A 22,982-nucleotide genomic window follows, 5' to 3' on the forward strand; every position below is an offset into this window, starting at 1 on the left:
AGCTGCAGCCCCCTTCCCGGAGTTTTTTGATGACCGCAGCGCTTTTCCAGCCGATCACCCTCGATGGCCTGACCTTTCCGAACCGCATCGCAGTGGCGCCGATGTGCCAATATTCCGCCGACGATGGCTCGGCCAGCGACTGGCACCTCTATCACTGGATGAACCTGGCAATGTCGGGCGCCGGCATGGTCACCGTCGAAATGACCGATGTCGAGCGGCGCGGCCGCATCACCCATGGTTGCCACGGCCTCTATTCCGACGACAACGAGGCCGCTGCCCGGCGCACGCTGGATGCAGCCAGGCGCGTCGCCGCCCCGGAGACAAAATTCGGGATCCAGCTTGCCCATGCCGGGCGCAAGGCGTCCAACCGAAAGCCCTGGGAAGGCGGCGGTCCGCTGCAGCCGGGCGAGGATCCCTGGCAGACCGTCTCGGCTTCGGCTATCGCCTATGACACCGGCTGGAACGTGCCGCATGCGCTGGAGGAGGATGAAATCCTGCAGCTCATCGAGCGCTTCACTCAAGCCGCAAAGCGGGCCGAGCGAGCCGGCTTCGACTTCCTCGAACTGCACGCCGCGCACGGCTATCTGATCTTCCAGTTCCTGTCGCCGCTTTCCAACCAACGCACTGACCGCTGGGGCGGGTCGTTGGAGAACCGCATGCGTTTCCTCCTCGAGATCGCCAAATCGGTGAGGAAAGCCGTTCCAGACCTGATGCTTGGCGCACGCCTGTCGGTAAAGGACTGGGTCGATGGCGGCTTCGACGTCGCGGACGCGATCGAGGTGGCCAAGGCGTTGAAAGCGCTGGGCATTGCCTATCTCTGCTGCTCGAGTGGCGGCAATTCGCCGTTGCAGAAGTTGCCGATCGGCCCCGGCTACCAGGTGCATCTGGCCGAAGCGGTGCGCAAGGGCGCCGGCATCCCGACGCGGGCTGTCGGCATGATCGACGATCCCGCCCAGGCCGAAGCGATCGTCGCCGACGGCCGCGCCGATATGGTGGCGCTGGCCCGCGCTTTCCTTGCCGACCCGCGCTGGGGCTGGCGCGCCGCCGCCACCTTTGACGAGAAAATCCATCCGGCGCCGCAGCTCGCCCGCTCGGTAACGACGATGCAGCACTGGATGAAGGACTGAGAAGCCTGTACCGACGGACGCAAACGCATCCGCTGGACAGGTTGCCGCAGCTTCGCTTTAATCCATCCCGCAATAGTCCCTGGGGTAAGGCCGCCTTGGCGGCCGGGGTTGGGAGCAAAGTCATGGCATCAAGGGCAATATATCCCGTGGCCGCCGCTCTGGTGGTCGCGCTGTCGTTCGCCGCGTCGTCTCCGGTCGGCGCGCAATATTGCGAAGGCACGGTGCACGGCCTGTCCAGGCACTACGATCTGGATACGGGCAGCGGGTTTCTCGCCGTTCGGGCGCGGCCGAACTCGTCGTCGCGCATGATCGGCCAATTGTTCAACGGCGATCACACCGAAATCTTCGACCGGCGCGGCAACTGGTACCAGATCGACTTCAAGGGCCGGACCGGCTGGGCCAACGCACGCTGGCTGCGCAACGATTGCGGTTACTGAGAGGCCTCTGAGACGTTTGGGCGCAGGCTGACCGCCACTTTTGCAACCAAATTGGCTGCTTTGCGTTGCGGCCATCATGGATAACAAACCTTTTGAAACGCCCGTCGTGGTCGAACTCGGCCATGTCGGCAAATATCGCCAGATCCGCAGCACCCAGGAAGCGGCGGAGTGCCTGATGACGGTCTGGCCGCTCAATCGCGGCCCGCGCCATCGTGATGCTCTCGACACTTGCCTCAAAGTGCTGGAAGGTTATCGTTCGACGGCCGATGCGCGCCGGGCATTGATCGAAGCGGCCAAGGAATCGGAAGTGCTGGTTCCGGAAGACCGGCTGCCCGACGCCAAATTGCATTGAAGAACGGACCGCATTGAACGAACGGACGAACCGGAGGATTTCATGGCGAAGCTGACTTACAAGATCGTCGAGCATGACGGGGGCTGGGCCTACCAGGTCGGTTCGACATTCTCGGAGACATTCCCCACCCACCAGGACGCGCTGCGCGCCGCCGAGATCGCCTCGGCCGAGCAGCAGGTCGCCGGCACCACGGACGGCATCCAGTATGAGGACGCCGACGGCAAGTGGCACGACGAACTGGCCGACGGCCGCGACCGGCCGCAGACCGAAGTTTCCGACTGATTTCTTCTCGTCGCCAGCAGCCTGACGGGCTCAATCCGGCGCGAATGCTCGCTCGGCGATACGCTTGATGAAAGCGATGACGCGGTCCGGCTCGACGAATTGCGGCATATGGCCGAGGCCGTCGACGGCCTCGAAATCGAGCCCTTCGATCCTGTCCTTCATCGGCTCTCCATGGGTGCGCACATCAATGACGCGGTCGACGGTTCCGAAGAAAATGCCGGCCGGTATGGCGATCTCACCATAACGCCGCTCGAAGCGGCCAAGATCCTCTTCGACCGCCACGAAATCGGTAGAGGTCGCATGGAAATGGCTTGGCCTCAGCCCGAGCCATCCGCCTCCATCGACCATGTAGTCGGCGGGAACAGGTTGCGGCGCGAAGATGAACTCCATTGTCGGCCGCGCATATCTGAGACTTGTCGGTATCGCGACCGTATAGGCCATGATCCAGCGCCACAGGGGCGAACGGATGTAGAGCAGGCCCGCCTTTTCGCGCACGCCGGCTTCCAGATGCGTCAGCGGCGCCAGCAAGGCGATTCCGGAAATCGCGTCGGGATGTTCCACAGCCATGGTCAATGCGACGGCGCCGCCCAGTGAGTGCCCGACAACAAGCGGCCTTTCCAGGCCGAGCGTTTCGATGAAGCGCCTGATGATCTCGGCCTGCTCAGGCAAGCGGCCGCTGGCTCCTCTCGCCCGCACCGAATAGCCCGATCCCGGGCGGTCGATTGCAATCAGCCGGTAGCCCGGGCCAAAGCGTCCAAACAAAGTGTGCCTGAAATGATGGAGCTGGGCGCCAAGTCCGTGCACGAATACGATCGGCCTGCCCTCGCCCTCGTCCACATAGTGGATGCGGTTGCCGTCGATCTCGACGAACCGTCCATTGGCCGGCACCAGCCTTTCGGCCTTGACGGCGATCCAGAGCGTTGCCGCCACGAGACAGGCGACGATGACGAGAGCCAGCACGAACAGGCCGGCGACAAGCCATGGCAGAATCGATACCAGCATTTTTCACCCGGGAGCGGACCGGCGCACACCATCACCCACTGCCGAACGCACGGCAAGGCAGGTGGCGGCTTCCGTCGGCATTGCCGCTCGTTCCATGTCGCGCTATCTCAGGCAATCTTGTTTGACCAAGACGGTCCTGCCTGTCCTGCGCCCTCACCGGAGCCTTCCATGCCTGAAATCGTCACTGCCGCCATGCTCGTCATCGGCGACGAGATTCTCTCCGGCCGCACCAAGGACAGGAACATCGGCCACCTCGCCGACATCATGACGGCCATCGGCATCGACCTGAAGGAAGTGCGCATCGTTCCCGACGAGGAGGACGAGATTGTCGCGGCGGTGAACGCCGTGCGCGCGCGCTACACCTATGTCTTCACCACCGGCGGCATTGGCCCGACGCATGACGACATCACCGCGGATTCGATCTCCAAGGCCTTTGGCGTGCCCTGCGAATACGACGCCAAGGCCTATGCGATGCTGGGCGAGAGCTATGCCGCGCGCGGCATCGAATACACCGAAGCGCGCAAGCGCATGTCGCGCATGCCGCGCGGCGCCGACCATATCGACAACCCGGTCTCCGTCGCGCCCGGCTTTCGCATCGGCAATGTCCATGTCATGGCCGGTGTGCCGGCGATCTTCCAGGCCATGCTCGACAATGTCGTGCCGACGCTGAAGGCCGGCACAAAGATGCTGTCAGCCACTGTCCATTGTCCGTTCGGTGAAGGCCTGATCGGCGGCCCCCTGGGCGACATCCAGAAGGCGCATCCCGACACGATCATCGGTTCCTACCCGAAATATGGCGACGGCAAATTCTGGACGGAATTGGTCGTGCGCGCCCGCAGCCAGGAGGCGCTGGATTCGGCGCGTGCCGATGTCGAAGCGATGGTGGCCGGCTTCACTGCCGCCAATTGACCTTCGGGTTTGCGGCCCATCGCCGAGCCGGAACCAAGCGCCGTACTCTGACGTTTTCTTTCGGGCGCGCCATGCGCCGCCAGATTTGAGGGATTCCCGATGCGCTTCAAGACCATCGTCGCCATATTGCAGAACGAACAGGATGCCGAGCGCGTGCTCGACTGCGCCATTCCGCTTGCCGATCGGTTCGAGAGCCATCTCATCGGCATCCATGCCGAAGCGCTTCCCGTTCCCTACACCTCGGCCACCGGTTTCCCCGACACCGAATTCCTACAGGTTTCCGCCGACATGAACCGCGAGCGCGCCGAAAAACTGCAGGCGCTTTTCCTCGGACAGATCGAAAAATCCGGCCTGTCCTTTGAATGGCGCAGCCTCGAGAGTTTTTCCGGCGACAGCGCGCTGACCGGCATTTCCAGCGTGCGCGCCGCCGACCTGATCATTGCCGCGCAGCGCGAGACCGGCGGCTATCCGAGCGCCGATGTCGACACGCTGGTCTACGATGCCGGCCGTCCGGTGCTGGTGGTGCCGCACGAAGGTCCGCTGATCACAACTTTCAAGCATGTGCTGCTGGCCTGGAACGGCAGCAAGGAGGCCGCCCGCGCCGCCTTCGACGCCCTGCCCTTCATCATCGAGGCCGAGAAGACCGATATTCTGGTCATCGATCCGCCGGATACGCTGGACGACAATCCGGAAGCCGCCGGCGCGGAAATCGCGGCCGCACTCTCCAGGCATGGCGCGACGGTCAGTGTGTCGGTGCAGACATCGGGCGGCGACTCTGTCGATGACGTCATCCAGAACCGGATCGCCGAGACAGGGGCCGACCTTCTGGTGCTCGGCGCCTACAGTCATTCCTGGCTGCGCCAGCTTTTGTTCGGCGGCGTGACGCGCACCGTGTTGCGCACCGTGCCGGTGGCGGCTTTCCTGTCGCGCTAAATCGATCGCCCTTGCCAAGGCCAAGGCTTTCCGGCTAATTCCGCGCGCATTCGGCTCTGAATTAAAAATAGAGCATGATGTCGTCCGAAAACCGCGTCGCACTTTTTCGGCATCATGCTCGCGCGCGGAGTGCACCAGCAATGTCCCTTCCTGAAAAAGCCTTTCCGGTCTCCTGGGACCAGTTCCACCGCGACGCCCGTGCGCTCGCCTGGCGGCTTGCCGGCGCCAACAAGGGTCAGTGGAAGGCGATCGTCTGCATCACCCGCGGTGGACTTGTCCCTGCCGCCATCATCTCGCGCGAACTCGGCATCCGCGTCATCGAGACGGTTTGCGTGGCCTCCTATCACGACTACACCAGCCAGGGGCAATTGCAGGTGCTGAAGGAAATCACGCCGGCGCTGCTCACCGATGACGGCGCCGGCGTGCTGATCATCGACGACCTCACCGACACCGGCAAGACCGCAGGGATCGTGCGCGCCATGATGCCCAAGGCGCATTTCGCCACCGTCTACGCCAAGCCGAAAGGCCGGCCGCTGGTCGACACCTTCGTCACCGAAGTCAGCCAGGACACCTGGATCTACTTTCCCTGGGACATGGGTTTTACCTACCAGAAGCCGATCGCCGACGATCACGCCGGCTGATTCGCAGCCCCCCTTTATCTGCCCAAGGGGCAAGGCCCGCGCAGTTTGCTGTGGAAACTGGCGCGCCAAGACACAATATTCTGTTGAATCGACACCTGTTGGCGGATTTTGACGGGTTGGTGTGACGTTTTTTACTTTTATAACTTACACTCCGCCGTAAGATTCGTATGACGGCAAACGATTCTGAGGGCTGGGGTAGCTTCTCCGATGCTGACGAGACCAACGACGCACAACCACATGGCCGAAAGGGTCCAGCGACTCTTCGGCACCGCGCCGTGCCGTCTGCAGGTTGCCGCGCTACCTTGGCGCACCACCGAAAACGGCATCGAAATCATGCTGATCACCAGCCGCGACACTGGCCGCTGGGTACTGCCGAAAGGCTGGCCCGAAGCCAGGGAGCCGCTCTGCGAGGCTGCTGCGCGTGAGGCCGGCGAGGAAGCCGGATTGCGCGGCAAGATTTCGCATTTCGAGGCTGGCCGCTATTTCTACGCCAAGGCATTGGCGTCCGGCGAGGAAGTGCCTTGCGAAGTGCTGGTATTTCCAATGCAGGTCGAGCGCGTTTCCGACCGCTGGAAGGAAAAGCGCGCGCGCACCCGCAAATGGGTCAACGCGGCCGATGCCGTGCGCATGATCAACGAGCCGGATCTTTGCCAGATCATCACGCATTTTTGCGCCGATCCGCAGAAATTCGTCGCTAGAACCTAGTCGTAACTCACAGCCACCAGAAGCATATTCCCATGCGCCCGCATCGGGTGCTTGCCCATTGATTCCATTCGATGCTTCGCCCGCGGCGCCATCGATCCGACTCTCATCCGACGTCGACAAGATTCCTGCCCTCCCCTGCCACGATTGGCCGCGAGTTGACATGCAGGCATTTACCTGCATATTATATCTACAAGATGAGTGAGACCGATGGACGCCGACAAGGTTTTCAAAGCGCTGGGCGACCCAACCCGCAGAAAGCTGCTCGATCTTCTGTGTGAGAAGAACGGACAGACGCTGGGCCAGCTTTGCGAAAATCTCGACATGGCAAGGCAATCCGCGACGCAGCACATCGATCTTTTGGAAGCGGCCAATCTGATCAGCACGGTCAAGCGAGGCCGCGAGAAGCTGCATTTCATCAACCCCGTGCCGCTGCACGAAGTTTACGAGCGGTGGGTGCGCAAATTCGAACGGCAGCGGCTGAGCCTGCTGCACGACCTGAAGCAAGAACTCGAAGGAGACGACCAATGACCCGAGAAACCACCAGTTTTGTCTACGTGACCTACATCAGATCGACGCCGCAAAAGGTGTTCGAGGCCATAACCAAGCCCGATATCGCCAAGCGCTACTGGGGCCACGAGAACGTCTCCGACTGGAAGCCTGGCTCAAAATGGGAACACATCCGCGCCAATGACAAGCGAACCGTCGAACTCGTCGGCAAGGTGGTCGAAATCTCGCCGCCGACCCGTCTGGTCATGACCTGGGCCAACGCGTCGCAAGCCGACGATCCGACCAAACACAGCCGGGTGACGTTCGCCATCGAGGAATACGACACCATGGTCAAGCTGACCGTCAGCCATGACGAGCTCGAAGCCGGCAGCGGCATGGCTAAGGGCGTCAGCCAGGGCTGGCCGGCCGTGCTGTCCAGCATGAAATCCTTCCTCGAAACCGGCAGCGGCATCGACCTTTTCGCCAAGCCGAAATCGGCCTGACTGCCAGCGGGAGAATCACAATGACCAAGCGCTATACCGGCGGCTGTGCTTGCGGCGCGATCCGTTACGAAACCAGCGACGAGCCCATCTTCCAGAACCACTGCCAATGCAACGATTGCCAGAAGCGCAGCGGCACGGGCCACGGATCCTATCTGACCTTCGGCCAGCGAGCCGATATGGCAATCACCGGCGAGGTGAGCACCTGGCGCATAGCGAGCGCCAGCGGCAACGAAAAGATCCACGCGTTCTGTCCAACCTGCGGAACGCCGGTCTTTCTGATATCCGTCGCCATGCCGGAGCTGATAGCGGTCCACGCGGCCAGCCTTGACGATCCTGGCCAGTTCGATCCGCAGGTGGTCACCTACACCGTCCACAGCTATGCCTGGGACAAGATGGACCCGTCCTTGCAGCCATTCGAGCGAATGCCCGGATAAACACGCAGAGCCCTATCCGGATTCCCTCGGATGGGGCTCTGCATTCAGCTCAGACAACCAGACCCTTGGTCAGTTCCAGCGCCTGGCGTTCAAACAGGCGGCGGTAGATCCCGCCCTTCAGCCTGATCAGCTCGTCATGCGAACCTTCCTCGACAATCTTGCCGCGATCGAACACCAGGAGCCTGTCCAGCGCCCGCACCGTCGACAGCCGGTGGGCGATAACCAGCGTCGTGCGGCCGACCATCAGCCGCTCCATCGCCTGCTGGATCAGCACCTCCGATTCCGAATCGAGGCTCGATGTCGCCTCGTCCAGGATCAGGATGCGGGCATCCGCCAGGAACGCACGCGCGATCGCCACGCGCTGACGCTCGCCGCCCGACAGCTTCACGCCACGCTCACCGACCAGCGTGCCGTACCCCTTCGGCAGGCTGGCGATGAAGTCATGCGCGCTGGCGAGCTTCGCGGCATGCTCGATCTCGGCCTGCGTAGCATCAGGCCGGGCATAAGCGATGTTTTCCGCCAGCGAGCGGTGGAACAGGATCGGCTCCTGCTGGACGATGGCGATCTGCGCACGCAGCGACGCCTGCGCCACGTCAGAGATGTCCTGGCCGTCGATCAGGATCCTGCCGCCGCTGACATCATAGAGACGCTGGATCAGCTTGACGAAGGTCGTCTTGCCCGAGCCGGAATGACCGACCAGTCCGACGCGTTCGCCTGCCGCTATCTCCACCGAAAAGTCGCGGTAGAGCGGCAGGCGATGGCTGCCATAGTGGAAGGTGACGTTGTCGAAGCCGACAGCGCCCTGCGTGATCCGGATCGGCTGAGCGCCGGGCCGGTCCTCGATGCCGAGCGGTATGGACTGGAAGTCGACAAGCTCCTCCATATCGTTGACCGAGCGCTGCAGGTTTCGGATATGCGTGCCGACGTCCCTGAGATAGCCCTGCAGCACGAAGAACGACGTCAGCACGAAGGCGACATCCCCCGCACTCGCCTGCCCCCACGCCCACAGCATCAGCGACAGCCCGATCACCGCCGTCCGCAGCACCAACAGCATCGCGCCTTGCGTCGTGCCGTTGATGGTGCCGCGCACCCAGGTGCGGGTCGTGCGCGACCGCCATTTGTCGACGACCTTGGCGAGGCGCTTTTCCTCGCGCGTCTCGGCGCCAAAACCCTTGACCACGGCGTTGCAGCTCACCGCATCGGCAAGCGAACCGCCAAGCCGTGTATCCCAGCCATTGGCGAGCCGCGCCGCGGGCGCGACATAGCCGAGCGACAGCGTCGCCGTCACCAGGATGAACAACACCGAGCCGACTGCTACGACCAGTCCCATCGCCGGCCAGAACCAGCCGAGCAGCAGCGTCGAGCCGACCAGCATGGCGACCGATGGCAGCAGCGCGATCAGGATCGTGTCGTTGAGCAGGTCGAGGGCCCACATGCCGCGCGTGACCTTGCGCACCGTCGATCCGGCAAAGCTGTTGGCGTGCCAGTCGGTCGAGAAGCGCTGGACGCGATGGAACGCATCAGCGGCGATGTCGGCCATCATCTTGAGCGTCAGGTCGACGAGGCCCATGAAAGCGAGGTTGCGCACCACCAGGCCAGCCAGCGCCAGGCCAATGAGCGCAAAGAAAGCCGCTACCGCCGCATTCCAGGCGATGTCGTCGGCCGCGGCACCACTGGCGACGGCATCGACCAGCCGCCCCGAATAGAGCGGCGTCAGGACGTCGGCTATGGTCGCCAGCAGGAAGCCGCCCATGACCAGCGAAAGCCGCCACGGCTGGCGCCGCCAATGGCTGAACGTAAATCCAAGAACGCTGCGAAACGCGCTTGCGCGCAGATCGATTCGAAAACGAGCCATGATGTCATCCGGGCGCAAAAATGCCCGGTCCCGGTAAGGTCGAAAATTGAAAAACCGCGCTGGGCAATTCGCCCGGGCTGCGGAGGTTCGGCATAGGTGGCGGCGCGCCCTGGATATCGGGCGGCGACCGGCATCGGCAGAAGCCTGTACTCGACCCGGCATCGGCGCGAAGGGCAAACCTTCGCCGGACGCCGGTAGAGACCTAGGCTTCGCGGCCTCGCATTACCATGTTGACTACTGCCATTCGGACCTCCCGCAACACAATTGCGGAGCGGTCCTTATAGAGACGCTCCACCGGATCGCCAAGACTGGGCGCGCAGCAAAGCGAAACTGGTCCAACCAGTGAGGTTATTTTGCAACAACGGGCGAACTGCGCTTTAGCCGCGATCCCTGAAACGGTTGGTGATGGGATAGCGGCGGTCGCGGCCAAAATTCTTCCGGGTGATCTTCACACCGGGCGCCGCCTGCCGGCGTTTGTATTCAGCAATGTAGAGCAAATGTTCGACGCGCGTTACCGTCGCCCGGTCGTGGCCGCGTGCGACGATGTCGTCGACGCCCATCTCGTTCTCGACCAGGCATTCCAGAATGTCGTCCAGCACCGGATAGGGCGGCAGCGAATCCTGGTCGGTCTGGTTCTCGCGCAGTTCCGCCGACGGCGCCTTGTCGATGATGTTCTTCGGGATCACCTCGCCGGACGGGCCGAGCGCGCCTGGCGGCACATGGCTGTTGCGCCAGCGCGACAGCGCATAGACCTGCATCTTGTAGAGATCCTTGATCGGGTTGAAGCCGCCATTCATATCGCCATAAAGCGTGGCGTAACCGACCGACATTTCGCTCTTGTTGCCGGTGGTGACGACCATCGAGCCGAACTTGTTGGAGATCGCCATCAGGATTGTGCCGCGCGCGCGGCTCTGCAAATTCTCCTCGGTGATCCCTTCCTTGGTGCCTTCGAACAGCTGCGTCAGCGCATGCAGAAACCCTTCGACAGGCTCGAAGATCGGCACGATGTCATAGCGGCAGCCAAGCGCGCGGGCGCAGTCCTCGGCATCCTTCAGCGAATCTTTCGAGGTGTAGCGATATGGCATCATCACCGCGCGCAGCCGCTCCTCGCCGAGCGCGTCGACGGCCAAGGCGGCACAGATCGCCGAATCGATGCCGCCGGAGAGACCCAGCACGACGTTCTTGAAGCCGTTCTTGTTGACGTAGTCGCGCAATCCCAGCATGCAGGCGCGGTAATCAGCCTCCTCGCGCTCGGGGATTTTCGACATCGGCCCTTCGGAGCAGACCCAGCCGGCATCTGTTCGCTTCCAGGTGGTGACGTCGACCGTCTCCTCGAACTGGCTCATCTGGAAAGCGAGCGTCTTGTCGGCGCCGATGGCAAAGGACGCGCCGTCGAAGATCAACTCGTCCTGACCGCCGATCTGATTGGCATAGATCATCGGCAAACCGGTTTCGATGACCTGCCGGATAACGACCTGATGGCGGACGTCCATCTTGGCGCGATAGTAGGGCGAGCCGTTCGGCACCAGGAGGATTTCGGCGCCGCTTTCGGCCAGGGTTTCACAAATACCGACGTCGCCCCAGATGTCCTCGCAGATCGGAATTCCGATGCGCACACCGCGGAAGTTGACAGGTCCCTGAGCCTCGGGTCCGGCCTGGAAGACGCGCTTCTCATCGAACTCGCCATAGTTCGGCAGATCGAGCTTGTAGCGCTCGGCCAGGATTTTGCCGCCGTCGGCGAAGATGATGGAATTGTGGGTGCCGCTCTTGCGCTTCAGCGGCGTGCCGATGATGACACCCGGCCCGCCATCGGCAGTATCCCCGGCGAAGTCCTGCGCCGCCTTTTCGCAAACTTTCAGGAAGGCCGGCTTCAGTACCAGATCCTCGGGCGGATAGCCGGCCAGGAAAAGCTCGGTGTAGAGCACGATGTCGGCGCCCTGGCGGGCGGCATCCGCCCTTGCCTCACGCGCCTTGGCAAGATTGCCGGCGACATCGCCGACCGTCGGGTTGAGCTGGGCAATGGCGATGCGCAGAATATCGGGAGCGGTCTTCTTGGTCATGCCTGCGGTTTAGCGCGGCAGAATTGCCCGGGCAATGGCGTTCGTTTGGACCAATTCGGTGATCAGTCGTCGCCCATATACTCGCGCAGTGATTGCGGCGAATGGTTCTCGCCGATCGACATGGCCAGGATACGCGAAATGTGTCGGCGCGGCAGGCCGGTCTCCTCGGCCCATTTGTTGATCTGCGCCTGGATCTTGTCGAGATCCCTCTTCGACGTCGGGCTTTCGGCGATGTCGAGGCCGGCATCGCGCAGGGCAGCCGCCATATCGGCCGAGATGACGAAGGCGTCCCATTCCAGCCAGCGCAGGAAATACTGGCCGGTGTTGCCGCCGAGCCGGCTGCCGTGCTTGCCGAGATACGCCATCAGCCCGACCTGGTCGTCGGCCGGCCACTCAGCCAGGAATTTGCCGAAGCTGCCATGCTCCTTCGACACGCGCTCGACAAAGGCGGCGTTGTCGCGCACCGACTTGATCTTCTGCGGATTGCGCACGATGCGCTTGTCGGCCGTCAGATCGTGCCAGAAATCGTCGGGCTGGAACAACAGCCGCTTCGGCTCGAAGTGAAGGAAGGCTTCCTCGAAATCAGGCCATTTCTGCTCGATGACGCGCCAGACGAAGCCGGCGGCAAACACGCGCTCGGCCATCGTCGACAGGATGCGGTCGTCGGTAATTCTGGCCACGGCGGCGTTGTCGGGCAAAGGACCGAGCAGCGACGTCAGCACCGCATCGCCGCCTTTGCGCTTTGCGGCACGGGCATGAATCCTCTGGAAGTCGGCCATTGGCACCCTGATTCACAGTCGGTGGACGCGCAATCTACCACTTCCCGTTCGCGCCGGTAGTCTCTAGGTCTAGTCCAGACGCTGACCATGGAGGCGACCATGCACAAGACCGTGCCAGAACTGGCCAACCGCTGGCTGAGGCGAACACCTGAGACCCTCAGCGAGCTCGAGCGGCGAGTGTTGCAGAGCACCGTCGACCGAAAGCCGATCTCTCAGGATATCAACGACAGTCTCGCCGGTCTTCAGGGGGCTGGCGACCGTATCGCCGATGCTATCGCCCGCGTCGGCGGCTCGTGGACGTTTATCCTGTCCTTCATCGCTTTTCTGGTCCTGTGGATCGGCGCCAATTGGTGGCTGCTGGGACGAGACTCGTTCGATCCCTACCCCTTCATCTTCCTCAATCTTGTGCTGTCGATGATCGCCGCCTTGCAAGCGCCGGTGATCATGATGTCGCAGAACCGCCAGGCCGCGCGCGACCGCATCGATGCCGCGCACGACTATGAGGTCAACCTCAAGGCCGAGATCGAGATCATGGCGTTGCATGAGAAGCTGGACGAGCTGCGCCACAGCCAGATCATCGGCGTGCGCGAGGACATAGCCCGCCTGACTGAACACGTGAGCCGCATTGACGAAAGACTGTCGGGCCGGCAAACGTCTCAATGATCGGGATCGTCCACCACCTCATCGAGCAATATGGGCTGATCGCGGTTTTCCTGGGCTGTGTCGCCGAAGGCGAAAGTGCCGCGATCCTCGGAGGCTTCTTCGCCCACCAGCATGTCTTCGTCCCTTGGAAGGCTTTCCTCGCGGCCGCCATTGGCGCCTTCGTCGGCGACACGTTTTTCTTCGTCCTCGGCCGCAGCTTTGCCGACCATCCCAAGGTTCTGAAACTGAAGGCGAGGCCCGGCTTCAACCACGCCTACCGCCTTGTCTCGTCCCACCCCAACATCTTCGTGCTGTCCAACCGCTACATCTATGGCCTGCGCCTGGTCGGCGGCATCGCGGCGGGCTTTGCCAGCATTTCGGTGCCGCGCTTCGTCATCCTCAACGCCATATCGTCGCTGGTCTGGGCAGCCTTGTTCTGCGGTATCGGCTATGTTTTCGGCCTCGGCGCCGAGCAGATGATCGGCAAGGCACTGCTCCATCATGAACGGCTGCTGATCGCGCTTGCCATTGGGCTGGCCGTCGCGCTTCTTGCCTGGCTCATTGCCCGCACCGTCGCCGGCAAGGAACGCGCCAAGGACGCCCGCGACAGCGAAGCCGCGTCGTAAGGGTCAGTCGTCGTCCTCGACCAGAGCGCGGTCGCCGCGGTCGAGGATCAGCGGGATGATGAGATCCTCCTCGTCGGCAAGATGCCGCTTCAGCATGGCGATCAACCGGCTGTTCTCGTCGGCATAGGCATCGGCGGCGAAGCGCCGTCTGTCCTCGCTCTCCTCAAGCGTGCGGATGACGGCATTCGCCGCTTCGGCGTTGCGCTCCAGCCCCTCATGAATGATGTGGTGATCGGCATCGAGAATCTCGAAGCCGCGCTTCAGGCGCGGCTCGGCCTTGGCGAAAGCCGGGAAATATTGGTAGTCCTCGACATTGTGGTGGCCGTCGAGATTTCCGAGGAAATGGTTGAGCCGCGGCGCGAACCAGCGCGCGAAATCCGGCGCCGTCAGCCGACCTTCGCGATAGTCGGCAATGCCGTTGGTCAGCATGCCGCCGAGCTCGCGGAACATGTCGTGCCGCTGCAGCCACATATTGGCGAGGCCATGGATGTTGGCGTGACCCTGCCAGTTTTCGCGCGGATATTTTTGCACCAGCCAGCGCAGATCGTCCGGAAGGCCGGGACGTTCAAGCAACAGGGAATTCGCGGGCGCGGTCATGTCGGTCTCCTTTAGTAACCGACAGATAGGAACGCAGCCGCTAGATCGGTAGCCCCGTGATGCGCTCGATGATGGCGATGCCCCAGACGCCGGCGACGATCAGCACCGAAATCAGCACCGCCAGCGAACCGCAATCCTTGGCCAGCTGGATGTCGACGTTGAACTCGCGGCTGAAGGCGTCGCAGGCAGCCTCGATGCCGGTGTTCAGCACTTCGACCATGATCAGAAGCAGCACGGCGCCGATCAAGAGCGCGTAGCCGCGCCACGACACCGAGACGAACCAGCCGAGCGGCAGCGCCAGCGCCAGCAGCATCAGTTCCTGCTGGAACGCCTTTTCGCTGGCGGCGAGCTTGCGGAAAGCCCGCACCGAATTGAAGAAAGCATCGATCAGCCGCTGCATGGCCCGCATCCCCTTCGAATCACCGGCAGGGGATAACGCAATGGCTGGATCAAGGGAATAAGGCAGCAGCGGCAAAAATCACTCGTCCGCAACCTTGATCGCCGGCGTCGACTTCTCGAACTGCGGCAACCCATCGTCGATCGTGTAGTAGTCGCCCTTGTCGCCGACGAAGATGTGGCATTCGCCCTCGAGCCTGGTTGGCGCATCGAACGACCCGGCGAGAACCGAGACATAGGCATCCTGGCCAGGCTTCCAGAACAGCACCGAGCCGCAGATCCTGCAAAAGCCGCGTTTGGCAAAGGAAGACGCTTCGTACCAGCTGATGTTGTCGGTGCCGGTTATGGTGATGTCGCCGTCCGCGACATTGGTCGCGGCATAGTAATGCCCGCTCTGCTTGCGGCACTGCGAGCAGTGGCAATAGATCACGCCGCGCAACGGCCCTTGCGTCTGGAAACGCACTGCTCCGCACAGGCAAGATCCGCTGTGGTTGTTGCTCATCCCTGCCCTCCACCGGCCATCGTTCACGGCTTCGCCGCCACGGAGAGGATTTCAGTTTTGCGAGAGCCAGGCACGAGCAAATGCGACACGGCATGGACGTGTTCGGACTTCCTCCTCAGGATCATCGCAGGGCGTTGCTGCAGCCTGAGGTAGAATAGTCGCGTTACCTGGCGGCACGTTAAGGAAACTTTAGCGCCGGCGCATCTATGGTCGGTGCAAGGCGAAGGTCGCGATTGGGGACGCGTCCTTCGTAAGATGATCCGAAATACGGCTGGTTCTCCCCCGGTCGGCGACATCTCGCACGCGCAAGTCTGCGATGGTTCCCAGGGGTAGAGTGAGCAGAACATGCAGCCGGCAGCCGCCCAGACCGACCGAAACAGCGACATTGCAACAGCTGTTGTGACGACCATGCGCCAGCTCGGCGTGCTTGGCCTGCCGCGCAACTACGAGATCTTCTACGAAGCGCTGAAAGGCACCGATCGCGAACTCAGCCTTGCCGTCGTCGCGCTCGGCAACCGGCCGACGCAGGACGATCTCGACCGCATCGGTCGCGCCTTCTTTGCCCAGCATCATGGTCCCGGCATCGTCGAGCAGGCGCGCGACGTGTTGGCCAGGGAACTCGAGGATATCGCCTTGCTGCTGCGAAGCGAACGCAGCCATATCGAGAAATACGGCAAGATCCTCGACGAAACGTCGAGCGGCCTCGCCAACCGCAGCCTGCTTTCACAGGATTTGCTGCAGAAGGTTGCCAATGCAATGGCGGTGGCCACCAATTCGACCCTCGACCATGGCAGGCAGGTCGCCAGCACGCTCAGCGACAAGACGGCGGAGCTGGAGAGCGTCAAGTCGAAGCTTGAGGAGTACAAGCGGCTCGCCGACACCGATCCCTTGACGCATATCTGGAACCGCCGCGCCTTCGACAAGGAAATCAGAAGGATTTACACCTCCAACAAGGGCATCCTGTTCAACGCGCTGATCCTTGCCGACATCGACCGTTTCAAGGACATTAACGACCGTTACGGCCACCCGGTCGGTGACAAGATCATCCAGATCGTCGCCGAAATCTTCCAGACCAGTATCCGCGAAGACATGTTCGTTGCCCGCACCGGCGGCGAGGAATTCGCGTTGATCATCGAGGGCGCCAGCGAGGATACCACCTACGAGATCGCCGAACGCATCCGCGTGCTGGTCGAACAGACGCCGTTCACCAGCAGCCAGACCGGAACCAATTACGGCACAGTGACCGTTTCCATGGGGATCTGCATGGCTTCCGAAGCGGAAAGCCCGGAGGATCTCTACACCAAGGCCGACCGGGCGCTCTATCGCTCCAAGGTCGGCGGGCGCAACCGCGTCACCCGGCATTCGACAATGGCCGGCCGTACCGGCAAGAACTGGCTGCTCTACAAGAAAGACTGACGCTTCGGCGTACAGCCAGTTCGCGGGCATAGGCAAATTTATCCGATACCACCTCTTTCCATATGAATTTTCATGGACTATATTTTCCATGGAAAGAGTGAGGCCATGCCTGCTACACAACGCAATGCTGCCGCCAAGACGGCCGAAAACGCGGTCCTGACCAAGGCCACGCTGCGCGCCGCCGAGCTCCTGGATATAACCGCCAGGATGCTGGCGTCGATCATCGGCGTCTCGGAAGCCACGGTTTCGCGCATGCGCAGGCAGGAATTCCTGCTGGAGCGCGGCACCAAGCCGTTCGAACTCGCGGTGTTGTTCGTGCGGTTGTTCCGTTCGCTCGACGCCATTGTCGGCGGTGACGAGGCGATCGCCAAGGCATGGCTGAAGAACCCCAACACGGCGTTCGACGGCAGCCCGCTTGAAAAGATCCTCACCATCACCGGGCTTGTCGATGTCATTGCCTATCTGGACTCCCGACGCGCTCTCGTCTGAAGCCGCACGGCTCGACGGCAAATATTGGCGCATGGTCGAGGCGCAGCACCGGGTCTCGACGCTGAAAGTCGTCGACACGCTGGACGAACAGGCGTTGCTCGAGGATTTGATCGAGGAGACCAAGCCGCAGATCCCCATGGAATGCCGGCATCTCCACTACCTCCTGGCGACGCCCTTCCGTTACGGCTCGATCTATCCCTACGGCTCGCGCTTCCGCCGCGCCGGCCGCACCCTCGGTGTCTATTATGCCGCGGAGACGATCATGACGGCGGTCGCCGAAATGGCCTTCTACCGTCTGCTGTTCTTTGCCGATTCGCCCGACACGCCGTGGCCGCACGACGCCGCCGAATACACTGCCTTCGCTGCCGCGATCCGCACCGACAAGGCCGTCGACCTGACGCGGCCGCCGCTCGACAGCGATGAGGCTGAGTGGACGCATCCGACCGAGTATGCCGCCTGCCAAGGGATTGCCGATGTCGCGCGCGAGGCCGGGCTGGAAGCGATCCGCTACCGCTCGGCGCGCGATCCGAAGGGCACCAATGTAGCGCTGCTGACATGCCGCGGCTTTGCCAGGGCCAAGCCGCTGGAGCCGCATACATGGCGCATCCGGCTCGGCTCATTCGGCGTGCAGGCGATCTGCGAATTTCCGGAAAGGCGCATTGAGTTTTCCAGAACCGCCTTTGCCAATGATCCCCGGCTCAACGGATTGCGCTGGGAACGCGCCCGCTGACCTCCAAAGGAAAAGGCACCGGAATTGCGGTGCCTTTTCCTTTCACTCTGCAAAACAGACGCTTAGCCGTTGGCTGCCTGCTTGTGCTGCACCGGATGGCTCTTCTTCAAGAGATCCGACACCAGGAAGGCCAGCTCGATCGCCTGGTCGGCATTGAGGCGCGGGTCGCAATGGGTGTGATAGCGGTCCTGCAGTTCCTCGGCGGTGATGGCACGTGCGCCGCCCGTGCATTCGGTGACATTCTTTCCGGTCATCTCGACATGGATGCCGCCGGGATGCGTGCCTTCGGCGCGGTGCACCTCGAAGAAGGTCTGCACTTCCTTGAGGATGCGGTCGAACGGCCGCGTCTTGTAGCCGGCGGCCTCGATGGTGTTGCCGTGCATCGGGTCGGACGACCAGACAACGCTGCGGCCTTCCTTCTGCACCGCGCGCACCAGCTTCGGCAGATGGTCCGCCACCTTGTCGGAACCGAAGCGTGCGATCAGCGTCAGCCGGCCCGGTTCGTTCTCCGGGTTGAGCAGGTCGATCAGTTCCAGAAGGCCGTCCGGCGTCAGCGAAGGACCGCATTTCAGGCCGAGTGGGTTCTTGATGCCGCGGCAATATTCGACATGAGCGTGATCAGGCTGGCGGGTGCGGTCGCCGATCCAGATCATATGGCCCGAGGTGGCGTACCAGTCGCCAGAGGTCGAATCGACGCGGGTCAGCGCCTCTTCATAGCCGAGCAGCAGCGCCTCGTGGCTGGTGTAGAAATCGGTCTCGCGCAGCGCGTAGTTGGTCTCCGAGGTGATGCCGACAGCCTTCATGAAGTCCATCGTCTCGGTGATGCGGTTGGCGAGCATGCCATATTTCTCGCCCTGCGGGCTGTCGGAGACGAAGCCGAGCATCCAGCGATGGACATTCTCCAGGCTGGCATAGCCGCCCTGGGCGAAGGCGCGCAACAGGTTGAGCGTCGCCGCAGACTGGCGGTAGGCCATCTCCTGGCGGGCCGGATCTGGAATACGCGACTTTTCGTCGAACTCGATGCCGTTAATGATGTCGCCGCGATAGCTCGGTAGCGTCACGCCACTCTTGGTCTCATTGTCGGACGAGCGCGGCTTGGCGAACTGGCCGGCGACGCGGCCGACCTTGATCACCGGCTGCGCACCTGCAAAGGTCAGCACCACCGACATTTGCAGGAAGACGCGGAAGAAGTCGCGGATGTTGTCAGCGCCATGCTCGGCGAAACTCTCGGCGCAATCGCCGCCCTGGAGAAGGAATGCATCACCGGCCGCGACGCTCGCCAGCTGCTTCTTCAGCTTGCGCGCCTCACCTGCAAAAACCAGCGGCGGAAAGGTAGCGAGCTGGGCTTCCGTGTTCTTCAGCGCAGCAAGGTCCGGATAGGCAGGAACCTGCTTGATCGGCTTTGCTCTCCAAGAATTCGGCGACCATTTCGTCATCGCAACACCCAAACGCTCTTTCCAGCGGGGCCTTTGCCCGCCATGTCCCGCCCCATATGGGGATCGCGGCTCCATACACGAAGCCGATTTCCTATTCTAGACCGGAATTTAGGCGCTGGCGAATGATGGCGGGCGGCTTAAGCCGCCTTCTCCACCAGCTTTGCCAGCTGCGTCATGACGACAGCCGAACCCGCCAGGCGCTTCTCCGCCGTTGGCCAGTCGCGGATGAAGACCACGCTGTGGTCGGCCCGGATCTTGGCCAGCGAACCCTGCTCGCCGATGTACTTGACCAGCCCGACCGGGTTGGAGAACTCGCGCTTGCGGAAATGGATGACGACCCCCTTTGGCCCGGCATCGAGCTTTTCGACATTGGCCTTGCGGCAGAGAGCCTTGATGAAGACGATTTTGAGCAGATGCTTCACCTCCTCCGGCAGCGGCCCGAAACGGTCGATCAGCTCGGCGCCGAATGCATCGATCTCCTCGGTGTTTTCGAGATCGCCAAGGCGGCGATAAAGCGCCAGCCTGAGCTGCAGGTCCGGCACATAGCTTTCCGGGATCATGACCGCCGTTCCAACAGCGATCTGCGGCGACCAGCCGCCATCCTGGACCTCGCCGGAATCCTTCACCTCGGCGACCGCCTCTTCCAGCATCTGCTGGTAGAGTTCGAAGCCGACCTCCTTGATGTGGCCGGACTGCTCTTCGCCGAGCAGATTGCCGGCGCCCCTGATGTCGAGGTCGTGGCTGGCGAGCTGGAAGCCGGCGCCGAGCGTGTCCAGCGACTGCAGCACCTTCAACCGGCGCTCGGCCGTGTCGGTGAGCTTGCGGTTGGCCGGCAGTGTGAACAGCGCGTAGGCGCGCACCTTGGAGCGGCCGACGCGGCCACGCAGCTGGTAGAGCTGCGACAGGCCGAACATATCGGCGCGATGGATGATCAGCGTGTTGGCCGTCGGAATATCCAGCCCGGATTCCACGATGGTGGTCGACAACAGCACATCGTACTGGCCGTCATAGAAGGCGTTCATGATGTCGTCGAGTTCGCCGGGCGGCATCTGGCCATGGGCCACCGCCACCTTCAGCTCCGGCACGGATTCGCGCAGGAAATCATGGATTTCGGCTAGATCGCTGATGCGCGGCACGACATAGAAGGAATGGCCACCGCGATAGCGCTCCCTGAGCAGCGTCTCGCGGATGACCAGCGGATCGAACGGCGAGATGAAGGTACGCACCGCCATGCGGTCGACCGGCGGCGTGGCGATCAACGACAGCTCGCGCACGCCGGTCAAGGCGAGCTGCAAGGTGCGCGGGATCGGCGTTGCAGACAGCGTCAGCACGTGAACGTCGGTCTTCAAATCCTTCAGCCGCTCCTTGTGCTTGACGCCAAAGTGCTGCTCCTCGTCGATGATCAAGAGGCCGAGATTCTTGAACGAGATCGCGGACCCCAGCAGCGCGTGGGTGCCGATGACGACGTCGACCTGGCCCTCGGCGATGCCTTTTTTGGTTTCCGCCAGTTCCTTGGCGCCGACCAGCCGCGAAGCCTGGGCGACGCGGATCGGCAGGCCGGAGAAGCGTTGCGAAAAGGTCTTGAAATGCTGGCGCGACAACAGCGTCGTCGGCACCACCACGGCCACCTGGAACCCTTCCATGGCCGCGATGAAGGCGGCGCGCAGCGCCACTTCCGTCTTGCCGAAGCCGACATCGCCGCAAATCAGCCGGTCCATCGGCTTGCCGGCGCCGAGATCGTCCATGACGGAATCGATCGCGCCCTGCTGGTCGTCGGTCTCCTCATAGGGGAAGCGCGCCGAGAATTCGCCGTACAGTCCTTCCGCCGGCACCATCGTGGGAGCCGAGCGCATCTGCCGCTCGGCGGCGATGCGGATCAGTTGCCCGGCCATGTCGAGCAGGCGCTTCTTCAGCCGCGCCTTGCGCGACTGCCAGGCGCCGCCGCCGAGCTTGTCGAGTGAGGCTTCGGCCGAATCCGAACCATAGCGCGACAGAAGCTCGATGTTTTCCACCGGCAGGAACAGCCGGTCATCGCCGGCATAATGGATTTCCAGGCAGTCATGCGGCGCGCCGACCGCCTCGATGGTGCGCAGGCCGATGAAGCGGCCAATGCCGTGATCGGCATGGACGACGATATCGCCCGACGACAGCGACGAAGCCTCGGCGATGAACTCGGAGGCGCGCTTCTTGCGCTTGGAGCGCCGGATCAGCCGGTCGCCCAGAATGTCCTGCTCAGCGACGACGACCAGCTGTTCCGTCTCGAAGCCGGATTCCAATGGCAGTACCGCAAGGGCTGCCTGCCCCGGTTCCAGCTTTTCCACTTCACTGAGCGTCGCCACAGGCACGAGATTGCCGAGATGATGTTCGGCGAGGATCTGGCCGAGCCGGTCGAGCGAGCCTTCGGTCCAGCCGGCGACAATGACGCGGCGCCGTGCAGCGCGCTCGTCTGCGATGTGCTTCACGACGACATCGAAGACATTGGCGTTGGGGTCGGCGCGCTCCTCGGCAAAGCTGCGGCCATGGCGCGAACCGCCGTGGAAGACTTTCTTGGCGCCGACATCGGGCGCGTCGAACACAGTGAAATCGATGTCTTCGCGCGACCCGAGCGACGCTTTGAGGTTTTCCGGCGAAAGGTAGAGCAGGTCCGGCGCCACCGGCTTGTAGGGGACGGCGTCCTTCAAGGCGGCGTCGGCTTGCTTGCGGCGCGCTTCGTAGTGGTCGAGGATCAGCGTATGGCGCTCGGCCAGCGCCTCATGCGCCAGATGATCGAAGATGACAGGGGCATCAGGCAGATAGTCGAACACCGTCTCCAGCCGCTCGTAGAACAGAGGCAGCCAGTGTTCCATGCCGGCGAAGCGCCGACCCTCGCTCACCGCCGCATAAAGCCCGTCGTCGCGCTGCGGCGCGCCAAAGGCCTCGATATAGGAGCGGCGGAAGCGGCTGATGGTTTCCGGCGTCAGCGCCACTTCGCTCATCGCCTGCAGCGCCATCGACTTGCGCTGACCGGTGGTGCGCTGCGTGGCGGCGTCGAAGACGCGGATCGATTCCAGCGTATCGCCGAAGAAATCGAGCCTGAGCGCTTCGGTCCAGCCGGGCGCGTAGAGGTCGAGAATGCCGCCACGCACCGCGAATTCGCCGACGCCGCGCACGGTCGGCACCCGTTCGAAGCCGGAAATCTCCAGCCGCGACACCAGCGCATTCATGTCGATCTGGTTGCCGGGTCTGGCGTGAAAAGTCTGCGCTTCGACCAGATCGGCCGGCGGGATGCGCTGCAGCAAGGCATTGGCGGTGGTCAGGATGACGGCGCGATGCGGCTTCTTCGCCAGCGCGATCATCGCCGTCAGCGCATCGAGCCGCTTGGCGGCGGCGTCCGAACCGGGCGAGACGCGGTCGTAGGGCAGGCAGTCCCAGGCCGGCAGTTCCAGCACCGGCAGGCCGGGCGAAGCAAAGGTCAGCGCCTCCGTGATCGCCGGCAGGCGCTGGCCGTCGCGCGCGACGAACAGCACAGGCTTGTCCGGCGCGATCTCGTGGATCGCCTGCACCAGCGCAAAGGCTTCGTACCCGTCGGCGACGCCGTCGACGATGAACTGGCCGGCGCGGCCCTTCGGCAGGCCGATTGTGGGGATCAGGGTCATGGATTCAA

At 62.8% G+C, this 22,982-nt stretch carries 25 protein-coding genes; 16 read left to right on the forward strand and 9 right to left on the reverse strand.

Annotated features, from left to right (window positions below; all coding sequences use genetic code 11):
* Positions 1-29: 29 nt before the first annotated feature.
* The 4 genes from ACWTU9_RS20775 (at position 30) to ACWTU9_RS20790 (ending at position 2,198) form a co-directional block, all read left to right on the forward strand.
* The gene (locus tag ACWTU9_RS20775; protein WP_455859903.1) at positions 30-1,127 is read left to right on the forward strand and encodes an NADH:flavin oxidoreductase/NADH oxidase; all 1,098 of its coding nucleotides are present in this window, start codon (positions 30-32) and stop codon (positions 1,125-1,127) included.
* A gap of 122 nt (positions 1,128-1,249) precedes the next feature.
* Positions 1,250-1,564, forward strand: coding sequence for an SH3 domain-containing protein (locus ACWTU9_RS20780; RefSeq protein ID WP_454574084.1), 315 nt, complete (start codon positions 1,250-1,252; stop codon positions 1,562-1,564).
* Positions 1,565-1,637: 73 nt separating this feature from the next.
* Positions 1,638-1,916, forward strand: a complete 279-nt coding sequence (locus ACWTU9_RS20785) for a DUF982 domain-containing protein (protein ID WP_032891817.1) — start codon at positions 1,638-1,640, stop codon at positions 1,914-1,916.
* A gap of 42 nt (positions 1,917-1,958) precedes the next feature.
* Positions 1,959-2,198: a DUF2188 domain-containing protein gene (locus ACWTU9_RS20790; RefSeq protein WP_454574085.1), complete on the forward strand. Its 240-nt coding sequence runs from the start codon at positions 1,959-1,961 to the stop codon at positions 2,196-2,198.
* Positions 2,199-2,228: 30 nt separating this feature from the next.
* Here the strand turns inward: ACWTU9_RS20790 and ACWTU9_RS20795 are convergent, their stop codons facing one another.
* Positions 2,229-3,200: an alpha/beta fold hydrolase gene (locus ACWTU9_RS20795; RefSeq protein WP_455859904.1), complete on the reverse strand. Its 972-nt coding sequence runs from the start codon at positions 3,198-3,200 to the stop codon at positions 2,229-2,231.
* A gap of 168 nt (positions 3,201-3,368) precedes the next feature.
* Between ACWTU9_RS20795 and ACWTU9_RS20800 the strand changes: the two genes are divergently transcribed.
* From ACWTU9_RS20800 to ACWTU9_RS20830, 7 genes are all read left to right on the forward strand, one after another.
* A complete protein-coding gene (locus ACWTU9_RS20800; protein ID WP_454588513.1) occupies positions 3,369-4,109 on the forward strand; it encodes a competence/damage-inducible protein A in 741 nt (246 codons plus the stop codon).
* Between the two features lie 99 nt (positions 4,110-4,208).
* Positions 4,209-5,042, forward strand: coding sequence for a universal stress protein (locus tag ACWTU9_RS20805; RefSeq protein WP_455859905.1), 834 nt, complete (start codon positions 4,209-4,211; stop codon positions 5,040-5,042).
* A 140-nt stretch (positions 5,043-5,182) separates the two neighbouring features.
* On the forward strand, positions 5,183-5,683 hold the full coding sequence (gene gpt / locus ACWTU9_RS20810; protein WP_181061551.1) for a xanthine phosphoribosyltransferase: 501 nt from the start codon (positions 5,183-5,185) through the stop codon (positions 5,681-5,683).
* A 207-nt stretch (positions 5,684-5,890) separates the two neighbouring features.
* Entirely contained in the window at positions 5,891-6,388 is a 498-nt protein-coding gene (locus ACWTU9_RS20815; protein ID WP_455859906.1) for an NUDIX hydrolase, read from the forward strand.
* A 207-nt stretch (positions 6,389-6,595) separates the two neighbouring features.
* Entirely contained in the window at positions 6,596-6,916 is a 321-nt protein-coding gene (locus tag ACWTU9_RS20820; RefSeq protein WP_142864953.1) for an ArsR/SmtB family transcription factor, read from the forward strand.
* On the forward strand, positions 6,913-7,377 hold the full coding sequence (locus ACWTU9_RS20825) for an SRPBCC family protein (RefSeq protein WP_455859907.1): 465 nt from the start codon (positions 6,913-6,915) through the stop codon (positions 7,375-7,377). Before ACWTU9_RS20820 ends, ACWTU9_RS20825 begins: the two co-directional genes overlap by 4 nt.
* Positions 7,378-7,397: 20 nt before the next feature.
* On the forward strand, positions 7,398-7,811 hold the full coding sequence (locus tag ACWTU9_RS20830; protein ID WP_454588509.1) for a GFA family protein: 414 nt from the start codon (positions 7,398-7,400) through the stop codon (positions 7,809-7,811).
* Positions 7,812-7,860: 49 nt separating this feature from the next.
* On the opposite strand, the gene ACWTU9_RS20835 is transcribed toward ACWTU9_RS20830, so the two are convergent.
* The 3 genes from ACWTU9_RS20835 to ACWTU9_RS20845 all read right to left on the reverse strand — a co-directional run bounded on the left by ACWTU9_RS20835 (position 7,861) and on the right by ACWTU9_RS20845 (position 12,505).
* Positions 7,861-9,666: an ABC transporter ATP-binding protein gene (locus ACWTU9_RS20835; protein WP_455859908.1), complete on the reverse strand. Its 1,806-nt coding sequence runs from the start codon at positions 9,664-9,666 to the stop codon at positions 7,861-7,863.
* Positions 9,667-10,043: 377 nt separating this feature from the next.
* Positions 10,044-11,726: an NAD+ synthase gene (locus ACWTU9_RS20840; protein ID WP_455859909.1), complete on the reverse strand. Its 1,683-nt coding sequence runs from the start codon at positions 11,724-11,726 to the stop codon at positions 10,044-10,046.
* A 62-nt stretch (positions 11,727-11,788) separates the two neighbouring features.
* Positions 11,789-12,505: a DNA-3-methyladenine glycosylase I gene (locus ACWTU9_RS20845; protein WP_455859910.1), complete on the reverse strand. Its 717-nt coding sequence runs from the start codon at positions 12,503-12,505 to the stop codon at positions 11,789-11,791.
* 99 nt (positions 12,506-12,604) lie between these two features.
* Between ACWTU9_RS20845 and ACWTU9_RS20850 the strand changes: the two genes are divergently transcribed.
* Both ACWTU9_RS20850 and ACWTU9_RS20855 read left to right on the forward strand, forming a co-directional pair.
* Positions 12,605-13,168, forward strand: a complete 564-nt coding sequence (locus ACWTU9_RS20850; RefSeq protein ID WP_455859911.1) for a DUF1003 domain-containing protein — start codon at positions 12,605-12,607, stop codon at positions 13,166-13,168.
* Entirely contained in the window at positions 13,165-13,773 is a 609-nt protein-coding gene (locus ACWTU9_RS20855; RefSeq protein WP_455859912.1) for a DedA family protein, read from the forward strand. Before ACWTU9_RS20850 ends, ACWTU9_RS20855 begins: the two co-directional genes overlap by 4 nt.
* 3 nt (positions 13,774-13,776) lie before the next feature.
* Here the strand turns inward: ACWTU9_RS20855 and ACWTU9_RS20860 are convergent, their stop codons facing one another.
* The 3 genes from ACWTU9_RS20860 to ACWTU9_RS20870 all read right to left on the reverse strand — a co-directional run bounded on the left by ACWTU9_RS20860 (position 13,777) and on the right by ACWTU9_RS20870 (position 15,268).
* Positions 13,777-14,370, reverse strand: a complete 594-nt coding sequence (locus ACWTU9_RS20860; protein ID WP_455859913.1) for a hemerythrin domain-containing protein — start codon at positions 14,368-14,370, stop codon at positions 13,777-13,779.
* Between the two features lie 40 nt (positions 14,371-14,410).
* Positions 14,411-14,770 carry a diacylglycerol kinase gene (locus ACWTU9_RS20865; RefSeq protein ID WP_455859914.1) on the reverse strand — a complete coding sequence of 120 codons (360 nt, stop codon included), beginning with the start codon at positions 14,768-14,770 and terminating at the stop codon, positions 14,411-14,413.
* Positions 14,771-14,848: 78 nt separating this feature from the next.
* A complete protein-coding gene (locus ACWTU9_RS20870) occupies positions 14,849-15,268 on the reverse strand; it encodes a GFA family protein (protein WP_455859915.1) in 420 nt (139 codons plus the stop codon).
* Between the two features lie 345 nt (positions 15,269-15,613).
* On the opposite strand from ACWTU9_RS20870, the gene ACWTU9_RS20875 reads away from it, so the two are divergent.
* From ACWTU9_RS20875 to ACWTU9_RS20885, 3 genes are all read left to right on the forward strand, one after another.
* The gene (locus tag ACWTU9_RS20875) at positions 15,614-16,684 is read left to right on the forward strand and encodes a diguanylate cyclase domain-containing protein (RefSeq protein ID WP_455859916.1); all 1,071 of its coding nucleotides are present in this window, start codon (positions 15,614-15,616) and stop codon (positions 16,682-16,684) included.
* Positions 16,685-16,789: 105 nt separating this feature from the next.
* Positions 16,790-17,173 (forward strand): MbcA/ParS/Xre antitoxin family protein, encoded by a 384-nt coding sequence (locus tag ACWTU9_RS20880; RefSeq protein WP_455859917.1) that lies wholly within the window; start codon positions 16,790-16,792, stop codon positions 17,171-17,173.
* Positions 17,133-17,903: an RES family NAD+ phosphorylase gene (locus ACWTU9_RS20885; RefSeq protein WP_455859918.1), complete on the forward strand. Its 771-nt coding sequence runs from the start codon at positions 17,133-17,135 to the stop codon at positions 17,901-17,903. Before ACWTU9_RS20880 ends, ACWTU9_RS20885 begins: the two co-directional genes overlap by 41 nt.
* A 62-nt stretch (positions 17,904-17,965) precedes the next feature.
* Here the strand turns inward: ACWTU9_RS20885 and ACWTU9_RS20890 are convergent, their stop codons facing one another.
* Positions 17,966-19,339 (reverse strand): class II 3-deoxy-7-phosphoheptulonate synthase, encoded by a 1,374-nt coding sequence (locus tag ACWTU9_RS20890; RefSeq protein ID WP_455859919.1) that lies wholly within the window; start codon positions 19,337-19,339, stop codon positions 17,966-17,968.
* A gap of 137 nt (positions 19,340-19,476) precedes the next feature.
* Positions 19,477-22,974 (reverse strand): transcription-repair coupling factor, encoded by a 3,498-nt coding sequence (mfd, locus tag ACWTU9_RS20895; protein ID WP_455859920.1) that lies wholly within the window; start codon positions 22,972-22,974, stop codon positions 19,477-19,479.
* Positions 22,975-22,982: the final 8 nt, after the last annotated feature.

Source organism: Mesorhizobium sp. 128a, from assembly GCF_053848025.1.

Bases quoted from the DNA above. Each gene is read 5' to 3' on its own strand.
- ACWTU9_RS20850 (WP_455859911.1), top strand. From the start codon at position 12,605: ATGCACAAGACCGTGCCAGAACTGGCCAACCGCTGGCTGAGGCGAACA.
- mfd (WP_455859920.1), bottom strand. From the start codon at position 22,974: ATGACCCTGATCCCCACAATCGGCCTGCCGAAGGGCCGCGCCGGCCAG.
- ACWTU9_RS20830 (WP_454588509.1), top strand. From the start codon at position 7,398: ATGACCAAGCGCTATACCGGCGGCTGTGCTTGCGGCGCGATCCGTTAC.
- ACWTU9_RS20780 (WP_454574084.1), top strand. From the start codon at position 1,250: ATGGCATCAAGGGCAATATATCCCGTGGCCGCCGCTCTGGTGGTCGCG.
- ACWTU9_RS20875 (WP_455859916.1), top strand. From the start codon at position 15,614: ATGCAGCCGGCAGCCGCCCAGACCGACCGAAACAGCGACATTGCAACA.
- ACWTU9_RS20855 (WP_455859912.1), top strand. From the start codon at position 13,165: ATGATCGGGATCGTCCACCACCTCATCGAGCAATATGGGCTGATCGCG.
- ACWTU9_RS20840 (WP_455859909.1), bottom strand. From the start codon at position 11,726: ATGACCAAGAAGACCGCTCCCGATATTCTGCGCATCGCCATTGCCCAG.
- ACWTU9_RS20845 (WP_455859910.1), bottom strand. From the start codon at position 12,505: ATGGCCGACTTCCAGAGGATTCATGCCCGTGCCGCAAAGCGCAAAGGC.
- ACWTU9_RS20800 (WP_454588513.1), top strand. From the start codon at position 3,369: ATGCCTGAAATCGTCACTGCCGCCATGCTCGTCATCGGCGACGAGATT.
- ACWTU9_RS20890 (WP_455859919.1), bottom strand. From the start codon at position 19,339: ATGACGAAATGGTCGCCGAATTCTTGGAGAGCAAAGCCGATCAAGCAG.
- ACWTU9_RS20825 (WP_455859907.1), top strand. From the start codon at position 6,913: ATGACCCGAGAAACCACCAGTTTTGTCTACGTGACCTACATCAGATCG.
- ACWTU9_RS20805 (WP_455859905.1), top strand. From the start codon at position 4,209: ATGCGCTTCAAGACCATCGTCGCCATATTGCAGAACGAACAGGATGCC.
- ACWTU9_RS20775 (WP_455859903.1), top strand. From the start codon at position 30: ATGACCGCAGCGCTTTTCCAGCCGATCACCCTCGATGGCCTGACCTTT.
- ACWTU9_RS20815 (WP_455859906.1), top strand. From the start codon at position 5,891: ATGCTGACGAGACCAACGACGCACAACCACATGGCCGAAAGGGTCCAG.
- ACWTU9_RS20870 (WP_455859915.1), bottom strand. From the start codon at position 15,268: ATGAGCAACAACCACAGCGGATCTTGCCTGTGCGGAGCAGTGCGTTTC.
- ACWTU9_RS20790 (WP_454574085.1), top strand. From the start codon at position 1,959: ATGGCGAAGCTGACTTACAAGATCGTCGAGCATGACGGGGGCTGGGCC.
- gpt (WP_181061551.1), top strand. From the start codon at position 5,183: ATGTCCCTTCCTGAAAAAGCCTTTCCGGTCTCCTGGGACCAGTTCCAC.
- ACWTU9_RS20880 (WP_455859917.1), top strand. From the start codon at position 16,790: ATGCCTGCTACACAACGCAATGCTGCCGCCAAGACGGCCGAAAACGCG.
- ACWTU9_RS20835 (WP_455859908.1), bottom strand. From the start codon at position 9,666: ATGGCTCGTTTTCGAATCGATCTGCGCGCAAGCGCGTTTCGCAGCGTT.
- ACWTU9_RS20865 (WP_455859914.1), bottom strand. From the start codon at position 14,770: ATGCAGCGGCTGATCGATGCTTTCTTCAATTCGGTGCGGGCTTTCCGC.
- ACWTU9_RS20820 (WP_142864953.1), top strand. From the start codon at position 6,596: ATGGACGCCGACAAGGTTTTCAAAGCGCTGGGCGACCCAACCCGCAGA.
- ACWTU9_RS20860 (WP_455859913.1), bottom strand. From the start codon at position 14,370: ATGACCGCGCCCGCGAATTCCCTGTTGCTTGAACGTCCCGGCCTTCCG.
- ACWTU9_RS20795 (WP_455859904.1), bottom strand. From the start codon at position 3,200: ATGCTGGTATCGATTCTGCCATGGCTTGTCGCCGGCCTGTTCGTGCTG.
- ACWTU9_RS20885 (WP_455859918.1), top strand. From the start codon at position 17,133: ATGTCATTGCCTATCTGGACTCCCGACGCGCTCTCGTCTGAAGCCGCA.